18 protein-coding genes are annotated in these 16,799 nt (G+C 42.9%); 16 read left to right on the top strand and 2 right to left on the bottom strand.

The window, feature by feature from the left end; translation table 11 throughout:
* The first annotated feature begins 40 nt into the window (after nucleotides 1-40).
* The 3 genes from ACFSKO_RS18475 (at nucleotide 41) to ACFSKO_RS18465 (ending at nucleotide 3,118) form a co-directional block, all read left to right on the top strand.
* Nucleotides 41-1,981 carry a bifunctional 2',3'-cyclic-nucleotide 2'-phosphodiesterase/3'-nucleotidase gene (locus ACFSKO_RS18475; RefSeq protein WP_380254392.1) on the top strand — a complete coding sequence of 647 codons (1,941 nt, stop codon included), beginning with the start codon at nucleotides 41-43 and terminating at the stop codon, nucleotides 1,979-1,981.
* A gap of 186 nt (nucleotides 1,982-2,167) precedes the next feature.
* Nucleotides 2,168-2,734 carry a DJ-1/PfpI family protein gene (locus ACFSKO_RS18470; RefSeq protein ID WP_380254390.1) on the top strand — a complete coding sequence of 189 codons (567 nt, stop codon included), beginning with the start codon at nucleotides 2,168-2,170 and terminating at the stop codon, nucleotides 2,732-2,734.
* An 18-nt stretch (nucleotides 2,735-2,752) separates the two neighbouring features.
* On the top strand, nucleotides 2,753-3,118 hold the full coding sequence (locus tag ACFSKO_RS18465; protein WP_380254388.1) for a ribbon-helix-helix domain-containing protein: 366 nt from the start codon (nucleotides 2,753-2,755) through the stop codon (nucleotides 3,116-3,118).
* A 53-nt stretch (nucleotides 3,119-3,171) separates the two neighbouring features.
* On the opposite strand, the gene ACFSKO_RS18460 is transcribed toward ACFSKO_RS18465, so the two are convergent.
* On the bottom strand, nucleotides 3,172-4,470 hold the full coding sequence (locus tag ACFSKO_RS18460; protein WP_380254386.1) for an O-acetylhomoserine aminocarboxypropyltransferase/cysteine synthase family protein: 1,299 nt from the start codon (nucleotides 4,468-4,470) through the stop codon (nucleotides 3,172-3,174).
* A gap of 364 nt (nucleotides 4,471-4,834) precedes the next feature.
* On the opposite strand from ACFSKO_RS18460, the gene ACFSKO_RS18455 reads away from it, so the two are divergent.
* The 3 genes from ACFSKO_RS18455 (at nucleotide 4,835) to ACFSKO_RS18445 (ending at nucleotide 6,284) form a co-directional block, all read left to right on the top strand.
* On the top strand, nucleotides 4,835-5,305 hold the full coding sequence (locus ACFSKO_RS18455; protein WP_380254384.1) for a MarR family winged helix-turn-helix transcriptional regulator: 471 nt from the start codon (nucleotides 4,835-4,837) through the stop codon (nucleotides 5,303-5,305).
* An 84-nt stretch (nucleotides 5,306-5,389) separates the two neighbouring features.
* Entirely contained in the window at nucleotides 5,390-5,632 is a 243-nt protein-coding gene (locus ACFSKO_RS18450; protein WP_380254382.1) for a DUF6898 family protein, read from the top strand.
* A gap of 442 nt (nucleotides 5,633-6,074) precedes the next feature.
* The gene (locus tag ACFSKO_RS18445; RefSeq protein WP_380254380.1) at nucleotides 6,075-6,284 is read left to right on the top strand and encodes a cold-shock protein; all 210 of its coding nucleotides are present in this window, start codon (nucleotides 6,075-6,077) and stop codon (nucleotides 6,282-6,284) included.
* A gap of 214 nt (nucleotides 6,285-6,498) precedes the next feature.
* Here ACFSKO_RS18445 and ACFSKO_RS18440 read toward each other — a convergent pair whose 3' ends face one another.
* Nucleotides 6,499-7,821 carry a serine hydroxymethyltransferase gene (locus tag ACFSKO_RS18440; protein WP_380254378.1) on the bottom strand — a complete coding sequence of 441 codons (1,323 nt, stop codon included), beginning with the start codon at nucleotides 7,819-7,821 and terminating at the stop codon, nucleotides 6,499-6,501.
* 163 nt (nucleotides 7,822-7,984) lie between these two features.
* Between ACFSKO_RS18440 and ACFSKO_RS18435 the strand changes: the two genes are divergently transcribed.
* The 10 genes from ACFSKO_RS18435 (at nucleotide 7,985) to thiL (ending at nucleotide 16,718) form a co-directional block, all read left to right on the top strand.
* A complete protein-coding gene (locus ACFSKO_RS18435; protein WP_380254376.1) occupies nucleotides 7,985-8,908 on the top strand; it encodes a LysR family transcriptional regulator in 924 nt (307 codons plus the stop codon).
* A gap of 474 nt (nucleotides 8,909-9,382) precedes the next feature.
* Nucleotides 9,383-9,817, top strand: coding sequence for a ribose 5-phosphate isomerase B (gene rpiB / locus ACFSKO_RS18430; RefSeq protein WP_380254374.1), 435 nt, complete (start codon nucleotides 9,383-9,385; stop codon nucleotides 9,815-9,817).
* Between the two features lie 28 nt (nucleotides 9,818-9,845).
* Entirely contained in the window at nucleotides 9,846-11,138 is a 1,293-nt protein-coding gene (gene glyA, locus ACFSKO_RS18425; protein ID WP_380254372.1) for a serine hydroxymethyltransferase, read from the top strand.
* Between the two features lie 71 nt (nucleotides 11,139-11,209).
* On the top strand, nucleotides 11,210-11,689 hold the full coding sequence (gene nrdR / locus ACFSKO_RS18420; protein WP_380254370.1) for a transcriptional regulator NrdR: 480 nt from the start codon (nucleotides 11,210-11,212) through the stop codon (nucleotides 11,687-11,689).
* 31 nt (nucleotides 11,690-11,720) lie between these two features.
* On the top strand, nucleotides 11,721-12,836 hold the full coding sequence (gene ribD, locus ACFSKO_RS18415; RefSeq protein ID WP_380254368.1) for a bifunctional diaminohydroxyphosphoribosylaminopyrimidine deaminase/5-amino-6-(5-phosphoribosylamino)uracil reductase RibD: 1,116 nt from the start codon (nucleotides 11,721-11,723) through the stop codon (nucleotides 12,834-12,836).
* Between the two features lie 112 nt (nucleotides 12,837-12,948).
* Nucleotides 12,949-13,563: a riboflavin synthase gene (locus ACFSKO_RS18410; protein WP_380254366.1), complete on the top strand. Its 615-nt coding sequence runs from the start codon at nucleotides 12,949-12,951 to the stop codon at nucleotides 13,561-13,563.
* Nucleotides 13,556-14,692: a 3,4-dihydroxy-2-butanone-4-phosphate synthase gene (gene ribB / locus ACFSKO_RS18405; protein WP_380254364.1), complete on the top strand. Its 1,137-nt coding sequence runs from the start codon at nucleotides 13,556-13,558 to the stop codon at nucleotides 14,690-14,692. Before ACFSKO_RS18410 ends, ribB begins: the two co-directional genes overlap by 8 nt.
* Before the next feature lie 66 nt (nucleotides 14,693-14,758).
* Nucleotides 14,759-15,205: a 6,7-dimethyl-8-ribityllumazine synthase gene (ribH, locus tag ACFSKO_RS18400; RefSeq protein WP_380254362.1), complete on the top strand. Its 447-nt coding sequence runs from the start codon at nucleotides 14,759-14,761 to the stop codon at nucleotides 15,203-15,205.
* Nucleotides 15,206-15,218: 13 nt separating this feature from the next.
* On the top strand, nucleotides 15,219-15,701 hold the full coding sequence (nusB, locus tag ACFSKO_RS18395; RefSeq protein WP_380254360.1) for a transcription antitermination factor NusB: 483 nt from the start codon (nucleotides 15,219-15,221) through the stop codon (nucleotides 15,699-15,701).
* 27 nt (nucleotides 15,702-15,728) lie between these two features.
* A complete protein-coding gene (gene thiL, locus ACFSKO_RS18390) occupies nucleotides 15,729-16,718 on the top strand; it encodes a thiamine-phosphate kinase (RefSeq protein WP_380254358.1) in 990 nt (329 codons plus the stop codon).
* Nucleotides 16,719-16,799 lie beyond the last annotated feature (81 nt).

Raw genomic sequence — 16,799 nt, 5'->3', positions numbered from 1 at the left:
GACTGTGTATAGTCTCGTATACACAAACAGGTTGCACATAATGAAAAAACTCTTATTCACAAGTGCCGGCATTATTGCACTCGGTTTGAGCCCGGTTTCTGCTTCGGAAGTTCAACTTCGTATTCTTGAAACAACAGACATCCACGTTAATGTCATGGATTATGATTATTACGCTGACACGCCATCTGTTGCTGTTGGCTTGGCGCGTACTGCCACCCTGATTAAACAGGCCCGAAGTGAAGTAAAAAATTCTCTTCTGATAGACAACGGTGATCTTCTACAGGGTAATCCACTTGGTGACTACATGGCCAAAGAGCGTGGATTGAAAAGTGGTGAAGTACACCCTATTTTCAAGGCAATGAACCTACTAAAATACGACGTGGGTAACTTGGGAAATCATGAGTTCAATTATGGCCTGGACTTTTTAAAAGAAAGCCTCAATGACGCTAACTTTCCCTATGTTTCATCTAATATATATTTAGATGATGGTGATACGAATTCAGCAAACGATATGCCAATGTTTGATCCTTATATTATCCTCGATCGTATCGTCGTTGATAACAAAGGACAAAAGCATCCAATTAAAATCGGTGTAATTGGTTTCGTGCCTCCACAAATAACGCAGTGGGATGAAGTTAATCTCAAGGGGAAGGCCGTCACACATGATATTGTGGAAACTGCTAAGCGCTATGTTCCTGAAATGAGAGAGCAGGGAGCTAACGTTATTATCGCTGTTCCTCACTCGGGATTAAGCACTGAAACAGCCAGAGGCCGAGACGAAAACGCAACCTATTACCTCTCTAATGTTGAAGGCCTAGATGCAATTTTATTTGGGCATGCTCATAAAGTTTTCCCCTCTGATGCTTATGCTGATCTTGATGGTGTAGATATTACTAAAGGCACTATTAATGGTGTTGCCGCAACAATGCCGGGTTTCTGGGGCAGCCATCTGGGGCTTGTTGATTTAAAACTAGACGTTGATGATAATGGTAAATGGACAGTGTTGGAGGGAACAGGATCAACCCGTGGTATCTACGAACGTGATGGTCGTAAGAAACTTCCGCTTGTTGAGGCGGATCAGAAAATTGTTGATGCCGTAAGTGAAGAACACACAGAAACAATTTCTTTTATGCGTAAAGCAGTGGGGCAAACGGGTGCACCAATCAACTCTTTCTTTGCTTTGGTTCAAGATGATCCATCTATCCAGATCGTCACCAACGCACAAAAGTGGTATGTCGAAAAGCTGATCAAAGGAACCGAGTACGACGGTATCCCTGTTCTTTCTGCTGGCGCACCTTTCAAGGCCGGTGGTCGTGGTGGAGCTGATTACTACACAAACATACCAGCAGGTGAAATTGCTCTTAAAAACGTAGCCGATCTTTATATCTATCCTAATACGCTTCGAGCGGTGCTTCTGAATGGCGCACAGGTGCGTGAGTGGCTAGAGATGTCAGCAGGCGCTTTCAATCAAATCGACAAAAACACTTCAGACGAGCAGGCTTTACTGAATATAGATTTCCCGTCCTACAACTTTGATGTCATTGATGGGGTTGTTTACACTGTCGATCTAACACAAGCGGCACGTTACAATAAACAAGGTGATATCATCAATCCAAATAGCCATCGCATTATCGATATGGCTTTTCAGGGAGAACCTTTGGACACATCAGCAAAATTCATCGTAGCCACCAATAATTATCGTGCTCATGGCGGAGGAAATTTTCCAGACCTTGATGGGTCGACCGTTATAATCCAAGCCCCTGATGAAAACAGGACTGTTTTAGCAAACTACATTTTTGACCAAAATAAGATTGATCCAAGTGCCGACAACAACTGGCACTTCGCTCCGATAGAGGGGCATCTCAACGTTACTTTTGAAACCACACCAACAGCAAAAGATATTCTGGATGAAAATGATATCATTCAATATCTTGGTGAAGGTAAAGACGGGTTTGGTAAGTATCAGATACATTTTAAGTGACCTAAAATAGCTTTGATGTGACGCCCTTAATTGAAGGAGGAAGGGAGCTAATGGACTCCCTATTTCTTTGGTTGGTCACACACATTTCACCGATCAACAAATTACGCAAAAAGTGTAGTAACGGGTTAACACCCGGTCCTGATCTTTTTGCTTTATCTTTCTCCCGTCAAAAATGGGAGACAAATAATGACCAAAAAAATTCTTATGATAACCGGGGATTATACCGAAGATTATGAAACTATGGTTCCTTTTCAGACACTTTTAGCTTGTGGTTATCAGGTAGATGCTGTGTGTCCGGATAAAAAAGAAGGTGAGAGTATTGCTACCTCCATCCATGATTTCGAAGGAGATCAAACCTATAGTGAAAAACGTGGGCATAACTTTGTTTTGAATGCTACTTTCGATCAGGTTGAACTCCACTCATATGATGCTTTAGTCGTTCCCGGAGGACGGGCACCGGAATATCTTCGTTTAAATCCGACCGTTATTGAAATGGTACAACACTTCTTTAAAACGGATAAACCTGTCGCGGCCATTTGTCATGGTGCGCAATTGCTTGCAGCTGCGAATGTTTTAAAGGGACGAAATTGCTCTGCTTATCCAGCATGTGCACCCGAAGTCACACTTGCGGGAGGCAATTTTATTGATCTGGAGGTGACAGACGCGACAACAGATGGCAATCTTGTGACAGCCCCGGCATGGCCAGCACATCCTAGTTGGCTTGCTCAGTTCATGGTTCTTTTGAACAAATAACAATAAAGGGAGTTTTCCATGTGCCAACTCTTTATCAATGCGGATAGTGATCTTTGGGGAAATCAGTCAAAATCTCTAAGGATTGATGGCGTGGTCACAAGCATACGCATGGAAAACTTTTTTTGGAGTACTCTGGCAGAAATATCTGCAAGAGATAACATGAGCGTTAACCAGCTGATCACAAAGTTATATCATGAAGCCATTGATGCTGAACATGATATGGGAAATTTTACTTCTTTTTTAAGGGTCTGTTGCGGTCGATATCTTGCGTTAGTTGCGAGCAACGATATACCAAAGGCAGACGATATAATGATTAGAAGTTTGCCAGTAAATGAAATACTGAAAAAAGAAAAATCGCGTCATTCTGTGCGACGCTTTCATTAATCAAATCTCTTAAAAGACAGGGACAGAGATTTAAAACTCTGTCCCTGTTTTACCTAGCTATTTGAAGCTTCAAGTGCCTGACTTAGATCCGCAAGAATATCGTCAATATGTTCAATGCCGATTGAGAGACGTACATAACTATCTGATATGCCGGTTAAAGCCTGCTCTTTTGCGTTAAGCTGAGAGTGTGTTGTAGACCCTGGATGAATTGCCAAGCTTCTTGCATCCCCAATATTTGCAACGTGAAAGAACATTTTCAAGCTGTCTATAAATTTGATGCCAGCCTCTTTACCACCTTTAAGTTCAAAGCCAAGTAATCCACCATATCCGCCTTTGAGGTAAGTATCAGCAATATCCCGCTCTTTACCTTGAGCCTGGCTTGGGTGAGTAACAGTATCAACTAAAGGATGTTTGCTTAAGAATTCTGCGACCGCAATGGCATTGCGACAGTGTTCACGCATGCGCAGAGGCAGAGTTTCCATGCCTTGAATGAATTGAAATGCGTTCATTGGAGACATCGCTGAGCCAAGATCACGTAACAGGACCACACGTGCGCGGATTATATAGGCAATCGGACCCAGAGGTTTAACGGCTTCAGTCCAAACTGCGCCGTGATAACTTGGGTCAGGTTGAGTGAGAAGAGGGAAGCGATCAGAATTGGTCTCCCAATCAAAATTACCCGCGTCAATAATCATACCGCCAATCGAAGTTCCGTGCCCACCAATATATTTTGTCGTTGAATAAACAACGATATGTGCGCCATGTTCGATCGGACGACATATAATAGGTGCAGCGGTATTATCCATAATTAAAGGAACACCGACCTCATTACCGATCGTCGCGACGTCCTTGATTGGAAAAACACGTAGTCGTGGATTTGGGAGAGTTTCAGCGTAATAGGCTTTTGTATTTTCATCCGTTGCTCGACGGAAATTTTCTGGATCGGAAGGGTCAACAAACCGAACTTCAATGCCCATGTTCGGCAAGGTATTCGCAAAAAGATTATAAGTTCCACCATAAAGCTCAGTAGAACTAACGATATTATCACCTGCTTTTGCCACATTCTGTATGGCAAGCGTACTGGCCGCCTGTCCGGAGCTTACAGCAAGAGAAGCTGCACCACCTTCTAAGGCGGTCATCCGTTCTTCCAAAACAGCAGTCGTTGGATTCATGATACGGGTGTAAATATTGCCAAATTGTTTTAGAGCAAAAAGGTTTGCTGCATGCTCGGCACTATCAAACTGATAAGATGTTGTCTGGTATATAGGAACCGCCACGGCACCGGTCTCTGGATCGCTGCGATAACCCGCGTGCAGGACGAGGGTTTCCGGATTTTTTGTCTCTATTGTCATTGCTTCACCCGTTAATATGTTTTTCCTGCTAGGAAATTTTTAATATTGTTAGGCTGAAATGTACGGGCACATAGAAAGCGACGCATTATAGTCGGGCGCTTTTCCCTCTATTTAGCTGCACTTTTAAAGCGCCCGCAATTTGAGTGTCAAATCAGCGCTGAATACAAGTACATTAGGATTGTCATACAATCTGGGCAAGTAAAATAAGGGGTTCTTTCCCCTTTTACCCTGAAATATCTTATAATATCAGACATATTTGTTGGATAAATTATCGTAATTAGATTCTCGGTTAATCCAGTGTTAACGCCTCTTGCATAAAATAAGGTCGAATTTACTTAAAAGTTTTTGTTTTTGTGAGGACATCGTGAAGGCTGCATATCTGCAAACTATTTCTCTCGTGGAGCGCTTGCATCGGCAGTGTTTAGAGGTCGTTAAGGCTGAACTAGACCGTCGCGGCATTCGTGACCTGAATAATATTCAGGCTCTTATCTTGTACAATATTGGTGATGAAGAGCTCTCTGTGGGTGAGTTGACGCATCGTGGATATTATTTGGGGTCTAACGTTTCCTATAATGTTAAAAAAATGGTTGAGAACGGTTATCTCAAACAAGAACGCTCCCCTCATGATCGGAGATCTTTTCATGTCCGAGCATCTGAAAGTGGTCTAGAGATTTTTAACGCGATCTCCAGATTGTTTGATGCACATGCAGAACAGATCAGTAGTGGTGTTGTTACGGATGAAGATCTAAAAGTAACAACAGCAACTTTACATAGGCTACAACTTTTCTGGGCGTCGCCCATGCCAATGGGAGGCATGACCCCCGCTGCTGAATAGTATTTATTTTGCATAAATATATATTGAGATAATAAAGACCTCTGCTATTTTGCAGGGGTCTTCTTGTTCAATCGGTATAAAGTAATGAAAAACGTAGAGAAAAGGGTTATCATCGAATTTGCTCAAGTTGGGGTTTACGTGAAAGTCAGCGCTTTTCATGAGCCAACGATGACCGAGGTTTCAATCGTTGGGGATCCCCGTGAAACAGAAGCAAGACTGAAACAGACGGTACTTAACAAATTAAAGTATGTGCTAGAAAAATCGCAAAAACAGGACTCAAAAACTTCTCTTGCGGATAAGTCAAATAAACGAGGCATTATCGTTTAATAAAAAAATCAAATTCGAATCTCATAATCGAAAGAAACTAAAATTTAAGGACGCTCTATAGAGATGTCATAAATTGTTCTTCAAATATCTCACTTTGCTTCAAAACATTGTCTTAATAGCCGTTTTAATATTTATCTATTAAAAAATGACACTTAAAAGATCATATGTTTCGCTAAAAAAAATATTGCTAATAAATGATGTTTTTCCATCTTGAATTTTACATTTTGAAGCGCAAAATAATTTAGCGAAAATGAAATTGAGAGTTGACTTATTTATTTTCTGCCCTATATCTCCTTGTCAGAAGCGTAGCATTTGTTTTGTGTTACTGGAATAACCGGTATCCCTGTTAAGTTAGTTATCCCCTGACAGTGTGAGCTCTATAAACCGTATATTGCACCGTGTAATATACGAAATCTATAACTCCTGTGAGAGGAATGTTATTATGCCTAATGGTACAGTTAAGTGGTTCAATCCAACAAAAGGTTTTGGTTTTATCGAGCCTGATAATGGCGCGGACGATGCTTTCGTTCACATTTCTGCTGTTGAACGTGCTGGTCTCAGCACTCTAAACGAAGGCCAAAAAGTTTCTTACGAACTTCAGGCTGGCAAGAACGGAAAATCTTCTGCTGAGGACCTCACTATTATCGATTAATAGTGTTTGGTGCCGGCCTCTAGCGATAGTTAGAGGCCGGCATTTTCTATTGCTTACAGGGAAATGGTATCACCCTGTCCATAAAGCTAATCGAAAGCAAAATGCTTTTTGATTTATACCAATATTCAAAATTGACTTCCAAAAATATTTTTAATGACCTCACCAACTCAGAAGAGGTCAAATAGTTACAAAGCCTGTCATCTTCGTTCGCCATTTATTGGCAAATAAAATGAATTTGATTAAAATCAGCTCGAAGTTTTGCAACTTCTTGAGCAAGTTTTTTCGGCTCTTCCATACGTAATGCTTGTGCGATAAGTTTAGCAAGTTGAGGCGTATCTTTAATGCCGACGCCCCAGCGGACAAGTTCAGGTGTACCAATCCTCAGCCCATTTAAATCACCGTCAACAGGTGTAATTGGGAGACCAATTCCGCATGCAAGAAAACCAGCCTCTCGTAATTTTTTTGATGCTGTTTGGCCACCACCAAATATTTTTGCTTCAATCGCGAATTGATGGGAGCGTGTATAACCTTTTTCCTTGGCGAAAACTGGAATCCTCTCACGATCCAACGCCTCAGCAAAAGCAGCAGCGACATCAACCATGGATCGAGCGTAGCCTGCACCGTGCTCTCTCCAATCCAACATGGTAAGGGCGAGAGCCGCAGATTTTGCTGCATCGAAATTAGCGGTCAGACCAGGAAAGGCAATAGAATCAAGCTTCTCAACCAGTTCAGAGTCGTTTGAAACAATCAAACCTCCTGCAGGACCTGCTAAGCTTTTATAAGTACTCATGGTCATGAAGTGCGCTCCTTCTTTCAAAGGGTTTTCCCACGCACCACCTGCTATAATGCCGCATTGATGAGCAGCATCAAACATGACTTTAGCTCCGACTTCATCGGCGATTTCTCGTATCTTACTTACGGGATGCTGGAAGAGGTTGAGGCTACCGCCAATCGTAATCAGCTTTGGCTTCACCTTATGGGCCAACTTTCTCAACTCATCGACATCAACTGTATAATTATTGGCATCGATAGGTGCTTCGTGGACCTCCAGATTATATAGACCCGCACATCCTGCATTTAAATGAGTGACATGCCCTCCAATTGTTGCTGGGGGAACAATTATCGCATCCCCAGGATCACAGGTCGCCATAAATCCATATAAATTTGATAACGCCCCCGAGGCCACTCTTATTTCGGCATATTTTGCCTGAAATATCTCAGCACAGAGTTCTGCTGCGATAACTTCTATTTCTTCAATTGCTTCCAGACCCATTTCATATTTATCCCCAGGATAACCCAATGAGGGGCGGGACCCCAACCCTGCAGAGAGAATAGCCTCAGCACGTGGGTTCATAATGTTCGTCGCGGGGTTAAGATTGAAACACTCATGTTCGTGAATAGTTTTATTACGATCCACAAGTTTTTGGAGACGGTTTGCAATACTTGTGGTTGTTGCTTCAGAAGTTTTGTGAGCAATCTGTTGTATGTAATGCTCGCAGTTACCAGGAACCCATGGCCTTGGACTTAATGCAGTCATAAATAACTCCTATTCATCGTAATAGAGGGGGGTGATCAACTATTTATGAGAATGGCAAATAGCGGTTGGTATACGCAAACCAGATTTGCTAATATTTAGCCCTAGAAAAACTATGCCATAAAATAAAAACTTTAATTTGTGGCTCAAATTTATGGCTTATTTCATGACGATAAAACCTCCACACCCAAAGGGACCGCCGCTTAACTCTCTTCGTGCTTTCGAGGCTGCCGCCCGGCACTCAAGTTTCTCTTTGGCTGCTGAAGAATTAAGCGTAACACCAGGTGCAATAGCTCAACACATAAAGGCTCTGGAATCTTGGACCAATGCGGATTTATTTGAGAGGCAATCTCAAGGTGTAAAATTAACGCCTCTTGGTCTTAGTATTAGAGTGGATTTTACGACGGCCTTTGATCAACTAGGAGGTGCTGTTCAAAAGTTGAGATCTCAAGCTGCGCCAAAAGATATCCGGATTGCTGCTTTACCTTCTATCGCTCAGCTCTGGGTATCCCCAAGGCTGCCGGCCATTCGGCGGGAAACGCCAGAAGTTTCTATATCATTGACGGCAATGGAGAAGTCGCCAAACTTAAAACGCGCCTCTTTTGATTTGAGTATATTTTTTGAAAAATCAGGCAAGGTATCAACACCAGAACAGAAAATCATTTCAATTTGTGAGGATTTTATCTTTCCGGTTTGTGCTCCCTCTGTTGCAAAGAATTTAAGTACTTTAGCAGATTTGGCTAATGAAACACTTCTGCATGACACTACTTGGTCAGATGATTGGGTAAAATGGCTCAGTTATGCGCGCTTAAAACTTGAACCAGTTTTAAATATTGATGAAGGCGTTGCTAAAATAGAAACGAGCGGCCCCGTTTTCTCTCTCTATAGTCTTGCTCTCGAAGAAGTCAAAAACGGGGCAGGGGTTCTTATTGGGCACGAACCATTAGTTCGTGATGCTTTGAAAAGAGGAGAGTTAGTGCAACCATTTAAGCTAAAACTGAAAACCAATCAAACCTTGTCCATATCGATGGCTTCATCAACAAAAACAAAAAACATCATTCCGGATATGATAAAAATATTGACCATATAGGAAATCTTTTTAAATTCAGTTATATAGACCTAAAACGTGATTGATTTCCTTATGAGCGACCTGCGACAAAATAGCACACACTTATTGTCGGGTTAAAAATATAAATAACAATATTTTATTGTACATAACGTGAGAAGTTTGAATTTCTAGTGTATATTCAAACAAATAGCCTTAACTTATGATATTTCACCACAACTTGTAAGTTAGATTGACAAGTTGTCTCGGTACAATAATGCCGCAGATGTTCTATAAAATGTACGTAAATTGTCTAGCATCAAACAAAAGAATCACATTATAACAAACAACAAATAGGAACTTATCAAATTTAGTTAGTGAAACGATAATAAAAATAACTTGATAGCCAATCAATTCCTTAGGGGAAAGAGCTTTATGCCATGCATTCTCATTTCTTCTCAAAGTCTCTTGTGCTATTCATACAGCTAACTTTTTTGAGATAACAGTAAGCGCGGAAACATGAGTAAAAAAACCATTGTTTTAGCGGCAGATCACGCCGGTTATGAACTAAAAAATTTGTTAAAAGAAGATGTCATCGCCTTGGGATATGATGTTCTCGATTTAGGCACTAATGGACCTGATCGTGTTGATTATCCCGATTTTGGTGCTGCTTTAGCAAAGGCAATTCAAAACGGTGATGCAGAAACTGGTATCCTTGTTTGTGGATCGGGTATTGGTATATCTATTGCCGCAAACAGACACGCAGGTATTCGCGCAGCACTTTGTCACGATGAGACTTTGGCCCGTTTAGCAAGAGAGCATAACGATGCCAATGTTTTGGTTCTTGGAGCCAGAACAACAGGTATTGAGGTCGCAAAGGCTTCTCTCAAAACCTTCCTTAACACTGAGTTTGCAGGTGGCCGACACACCGGACGCATCGAAAAACTTAAATAATAATCACCTTACCGAGAGTGACGTTGTCATGAGCTTAGATACAACCACCTTCTTTAATGCGCCTTTGGCACAAACTGACCCAGAAGTTGCTGCAGCAATTAATCAAGAGCTGCACCGTCAACAGAATCAGATTGAACTGATTGCTTCTGAAAATATTGTATCCCTGTCTACTATGCAGGCCCTGGGTACAGTTTTGACCAACAAATATGCTGAGGGGTACCCCGGCCGTCGTTATTATGGTGGTTGTGAGCATGTTGATGTCATTGAACAACTCGCAATTGATCGTGCGAAAAAACTCTTTGATTGTGCTTACGTTAACGTACAGCCTCACTCCGGTGCTCAGGCAAACCAGTGCGTAACACTTGCCCTGATCAAGCCTGGTGACACTATTATGGGTCTTGACCTGGCTTCAGGTGGACACCTGACCCATGGTTCACGTCCAAACCTTTCTGGTAAATGGTTCAACGCTGTTTGTTACGGTGTTGATAAAGAAACCAGTCAGATTAACTATGATGAAGTTCGCGCTCTTGCTGTTGAACATCAGCCAAAGTTGATTATTGCTGGTGGATCTGCTTATCCGCGCATTTTGGATTTTGCTAAATTCCGTGAAATTGCAGATGAAGTAGGTGCATATCTCCATGTTGATATGGCTCACTTTGCAGGATTGGTTGCTGCTGGTCTTCACCCAAGCCCGATGAAGCATGCGCATGTTGTTACAACAACAACGCATAAAACTCTACGTGCTGGTCGCGGCGGTATGGTTCTCTCCAACGACCTTGATATCGGCAAAAAAATTAATTCTGCTGCATTTCCTGGTCTTCAGGGTGGCCCATTGATGCATTGTATTGCATCTAAGGCTGTTGCTCTTAAAGAAGCCCTAGATCCAGATTTTAAAGTTTACGCCAAACAAGTTGTAAGCAATGCAAAAACGTTGGCTGCTACACTTATTGAAAATGGGTTTGCCATTACAACGGGTGGTACAGATACACATCTTATGCTTGTTGATCTGCGTCCAAAAGGACTGACTGGTAACATTGCAGAGGAAAGCCTAGATCGTGCTGGTCTTACGTGTAACAAAAACGGCATTCCATTTGATCCCGAGAAGCCAATGGTTACTTCTGGCATTCGACTTGGTACTCCTGCGGGTACGACACGAGGCTTTAAAGATGCTGAATTTAAGAAAATTGGTGAACTAATCACTAAAGTCCTTGATGGACTGGCAGCAAACCGCGAAGATAACTCCAAAATCGAAGCGGAAGTTCGCGACGAAGTTCAGGCACTTTGTGGTAAATTCCCGATTTATCAAGGTTTGGAAATCTAACTAAGATCCGGGTTATGATTTCCAAATAGTCATAGCCCGGACCGCCCTCCGGGGTGAACCAGTGAGGGAATATGCGCTGCCCGTTCTGTAGTAGTGAAGATACGCAAGTCAAAGACTCGCGACCAACTGAAGACCACACGGCTATTCGCCGTCGGCGTCAATGTGCCAGCTGTGGAGCTCGTTTCACCACTTTTGAACGCGTTCAACTTCGCGAACTCACTGTCGTCAAAGGTAACGGCCAACGTGAACCCTTTGACCGGGAAAAAATCTCCCGTTCCATGAACATCGCTCTCCAGAAAAGAGATGTTGACCGTGATCGTATTGAGCGCGTTGTCAGTGGAATCGTTAGGCGGTTAGAATCATCTGGCGAGAGCGAAATTGCCTCCGATCTTATTGGGGAACTGGTTATGGACGCTCTTGCGACCATAGATCAGATCGGATACGTACGCTTTGCCTCTGTTTACAGAGACTTCAAAGAAGTAAGAGATTTTGAGGAATTTGTTGGTAAACTTGGTGATGATCTCGATATTCTGGATCCTGATCCGTCTTAAATACACAGCATAATTATATAGAATTTTTGATATGCCTAGCGAGTTTCGCAAAGAGGACCTTCAACATATGGATGCGGCTCTGGCGTTGGCTGAGCGTGGCCTTGGTTCAACGTCTCCCAATCCGGCTGTAGGATGTGTTCTTGTCAAAGATGGTACTGTGGTCGGACGTGGATATACACAATCCGGCGGACGCCCTCATGCCGAAACAGAAGCTTTAGCCCAAGCAGGAGATCATGCCCGAGGTGCGACAGCTTATGTGACGCTTGAGCCTTGTTCTCACCATGGTAAAACACCTCCCTGTGCTGAAGCCTTAATCCATGCCGGCATAAGTCGTTGTGTTGTCGCGATGGAAGATATCGATGCACGGGTCCAAGGACGTGGACTGGAATTAATGCGTGCGGCAGGCATCGAAGTTGAAATTGGCATTCGACAGCATGAAGCTGTAGAAATCAACTTAGGTTTTTTCACTAAAATACGCCAAGGTAGGCCCTTAATAACTCTGAAAGTCGCCACGACTTTGGATGGAAGGATTGCAACCAAATCTGGACAAAGTAAGTGGGTGACAGGAGAGCCTGCCCGTCGAGCTGGGCACATGTTACGGGTTCGACATGATGCTATTCTCGTCGGCAGTGGAACTGCTGTAATTGATAATCCACGATTAGATGTTCGCTTACCCGGACTTGAACATCATTCCCCGCTGCGGGTTGTGATGGATGGGCGCCTCAGACTACCTTTAACTCACGACTTGGTTACCAGAGCAAAAGAATGTCAGACTATACTGATGACTTTTGTTGATAATGATCCCGCTCGTTTAACGGCTTACAAAGAAGCGGGGGTGGATGTTGTTTCCTTGCATAAAGACGAGTCCGGATATATTAATCCCGCCGCGGCTATGAAAGAACTGGGTGAGCGAGGTATTACAAGACTTTTGATTGAGGGTGGTAGTCATATCATTGGCTCGTTATTGAAAGCCAATTTGATAGACAGAATTGTGTGGTTTCGCGCTGCAAAAATCATTGGTGGTGATGGCCTGGCTGCTTCAGTTGGTTTTGGTTTGGAGCAACTAAACTTGGCCCCAAAATTTCATTTGACCAGTGTTTCAAAGCTTGGGGATGACATTATGGAAACCTATCGCAGAGAACTATGAGAGAACAGTAAGTGAGCTGCCAATTCTCCTAACAAAATTACTCAGCAACAATAGTAATAAAAAGCTTAGCAAAAGAATTAAACCATAGGGAAAAGCCTAAAGGCACAAAAGAATGTTTACAGGAATTATTACTGACTTAGGCTCCGTTAAAGAGATCGAAGACCGTGGCGACAAACGTTTCATCTTTAATTGCTCTTACGACATGGAGAGCGTAGATATCGGTGCATCCATTTCTTGCTCCGGCGCTTGCCTTACCGTTGTTGATAAGGGGCAGGGATGGTTTAGTGCCGATGTATCTGCTGAAACGCTTTCAAAAACCACTCTTGGGAATTGGCTTGTTGGAACAGCGGTAAACTTTGAGCGCGCCCTACGCTTGGGAGAAGAGCTCGGTGGTCACATGGTTTCTGGACACATCGATGGTGTTGCTTCCGTTGTCAGGATTGTACCCGAGGGGGGCTCTCTTCGCTTTACATTTAAAGCCCCAAAAGAATTATCTAAATACATCGCTCCTAAAGGTTCTATTGTCCTTGATGGAGCTTCACTGACCGTAAATGAAGTAGATGGCGATTTATTTGGGGTTAATATCATCCCTCATACGGCTGAAATGACCACTTTTGGTCAATGGCAACCTGGAATTTATGAACCTGGTGCCTGTCTTGTAAATTTAGAAATTGACCTACTGGCCCGTTACGTCGGGCAACTGCTTGAAAGGCAACAAAATGGCTGAGAGTAGAAATGAAAAATCTGTGACGTTCAGTGACATCCTTTCTTCGCCAGAAGAGATTATCGAAGCAGCTCGCAATGGCCACATGTTTATCTTGGTTGACGATGAGAACAGGGAAAACGAGGGTGATCTTGTTATTCCTGCTCAAATGGCGACCCCTGAAGCAATTAATTTCATGGCCAAATACGGCAGGGGATTGATTTGCCTGGCTCTTTCTCGGAAAAGAGTTGAAGAACTCGATCTCCCCTTAATGGCGCAAAAAAATGAAACTCGTCATGAAACAGCGTTTACAGTATCAATTGAAGCCAAAGATGGTGTGACAACGGGGATATCTGCACCTGATAGAGCGCGGACAATCTCGGTTGCAATAGACCCGACTTCCGCAGTCGGTGACATTGTTACACCGGGACATGTTTTCCCTTTGGTCGCACGGGATGGAGGTGTTCTTGTCCGTACGGGGCATACGGAAGCCGCTGTCGACATATCACGGCTTGCCGGATTAAACCCTTCCGGGGTTATATGCGAAATCATGAATGATGACGGCACAATGGCACGCAGAGATGATCTGATCAGTTTTGCCCAGACGCATAGTTTAAAAATATCAACCATCGCTGATCTTATCGCTTATCGCAGAAAACACGATCATCTCATAGAGCGGACGCTTGAAAGCACACTAAACACAAAAATAGCTGGTAAGTTCAATATGGCTGTTTTTGTAAATAATACGACCTATGCAGAACATGTTGCTATTTGGCGTGGTGAAATATCGCCCACTAAACCTGTTATGGTTCGCATGCACGCTTTGAATGTTATCGATGATGTTCTTGGTGATGATCATAGCGGCAAGGCTGGGGATCTTCATAACTCCATGAAAATGATCGATCAAAACGGTGAAGGTGTCGTGGTTTTGATTAGAGAACCATCTCCGCGAAGCCTTTCCGATACAATCAGAGCCCGAATTGGAGAGCCTGTGGAAATAAATCATGATCTAAGAGATTATGGTGTTGGGGCTCAGATCTTGCTCGATCTTGGAGTTCAGCAGATGATTCTTCTTACAAATTCAGAGAAAAACATCGTAGGGCTTGACGGATACGGGCTTTCTGTTGTTGAACAGCGGCCAATCGTAGAGTAAATCATCCCACAGATCTTTTACGATGACGATGGCTAAAGCACCAATTTTATTGCAAGGTAACTGCGAATGACTGACAAATCTCACGTTCTAATCGTCGAAGCTCGTTTTTATAATGAAATTGCTGATGAAATGAAAAATGCAGCAATTGTAGAGCTTGAAAAAGACGACTGCACTTATGAAGTTGTTCAGGTTGCTGGCGCATTTGAACTCCCCGCCGCGATCAAGTTTGCTTCTTTACGAAAAGAAGGCCCTAAATTTGACGGCTATGTCGCCCTTGGGTGTGTTATTAGAGGCGAAACCAGCCACTATGACTATGTCTGCATAGAAAGTGCGCGGAAACTTCAAGATTTGGCAGTCGATTCAAACCTGGCAATCGGCTATGGTGTGTTAACCGTGGAAAATGAAGCTCAAGCTTGGGCGAGAGCGCGTAAGTCAGAAAAGAACAAAGGCGGCGCTGTTACACGTGCGTGCCTTGATATGATTGCTTTAAAACGCCAATACGGCGTTGCATAAGGACTGTTATACCGTGACTGAAGATAAACAAAAACCTGCGAATGACAGCCTGAAAAAAAGCAAGGCACGCCTTGCCTTGGTTCAAATACTTTTTCAGATTGAATTTAACCAAGCCAGTGCAAAAACAGCTCTCAATGAGTTTTTGAGTGAACGTTTGGATGAAGAGATTGATGGTTTGGCAATTGCTGACCTCGATCAAAAACTTTTACTAGAACTCTATAAGGGGATCACCGAAGATCGTGAACTCCTTAATGATATGTTGATTTCTGTTTTAGATAAATCTTGGCCACTACACCGTCTTGACCCTGTCTTACGACTGGTAATGGTTGCAGGAGCGTATGAAATACAACAGCGTGTGGATACCCCAGTAAAAGTCATCATCTCAGAATATGTTGATGTTGCCCACGCATTCCTTGGTGACAAAGAAACGGCTATGGTAAACGGTTGCCTAGATCGTTTGGCCCACGGCTTGCGTAAGGATGAATTTAGTAAATAATCCGGGTAAAAAAAGAGGGACATTTTTGTGGACGTAAGTGAATTTGATCTTATTGATAGCTGCTTCGCCCCACTTTCCAAAGATTATGAAGAAGCCTATGGCTTAAAAAACGATGCTGCTCTAATTTCTGAGCACCCCGATAGCTCGACTGTCGTGACAATGGACACCCTCATCGCGGGTGTCCATTTTTTTAATTCTGATCCTGCTGATGATATTGCCCGTAAATGTCTAAGGGTCAATTTATCAGATCTCGCTGCAATGGGAGCTAAACCGACAGCCTACACACTCTCAATGGCCTATTCTGATGATTTAAATGCACCGTGGGTCAAATCTTTCGTACGTGGGCTAGACGCAGATCAACAAGAGTTTTCCATACGCTTGATTGGTGGTGACACGGTTAAAACACATGGTCCGCTTACGATCACCATTACTTGTTTTGGCTCTGTGCCGCGCCATCGTTGCCTTAAAAGGAATACGGCGACCCCGGGTCAGGATATTTGGGTTAGTGGTACATTGGGAGACTCTGCTGCTGGATTACAAATCTTGAAGGGCGAGGTTAGTTTTGATAACCAAGAATTACGCGACGTTTTAGTTCATCGGTATCAGGTTCCTATGCCCCGGATTGGGCTTGGGATATGTCTTTTGAATGATAATATTTCAAACACGGCTATGGACGTGTCCGATGGCTTGCTTGCCGATTTATCCCACATCACCAAAGCTTCAAAAGTCGGAGCTACTGTATTGGAACAAAAGCTTCCTTACTCAAACGCTTTGAAGGCGTTGTTCAGTAAGAACGAAACCTTAAAAATGGTCGAGTTAGCCGTAACTGGAGGAGATGACTACGAGCTTCTTTTTACAGCTGATAAGCTTTATAGAAAAAAAATAAATGACCTTGCACGCAAACTGTCACTAAAAATTTCATGTATTGGATCTATTAATAGTGACAAAGGTGTTTCTTTGATTGAAGAAAATGGAAACCATATCCACTTAAGTAAAATGGGCTGGAAGCATTTTTAAATGAAAAATAAATTATAGCTTTCGTTTAATGACTGTACATAAAATGGTATCAGAAAATGTATTTTACCAAAAATAAACCAT

The sequence above is a fragment of the Kiloniella antarctica genome, from assembly GCF_042682825.1.
In the GTDB taxonomy this organism is placed as follows: domain Bacteria; phylum Pseudomonadota; class Alphaproteobacteria; order Kiloniellales; family Kiloniellaceae; genus Kiloniella; species Kiloniella antarctica.
This window is presented reverse-complemented; position numbering and strand designations above follow the sequence as displayed.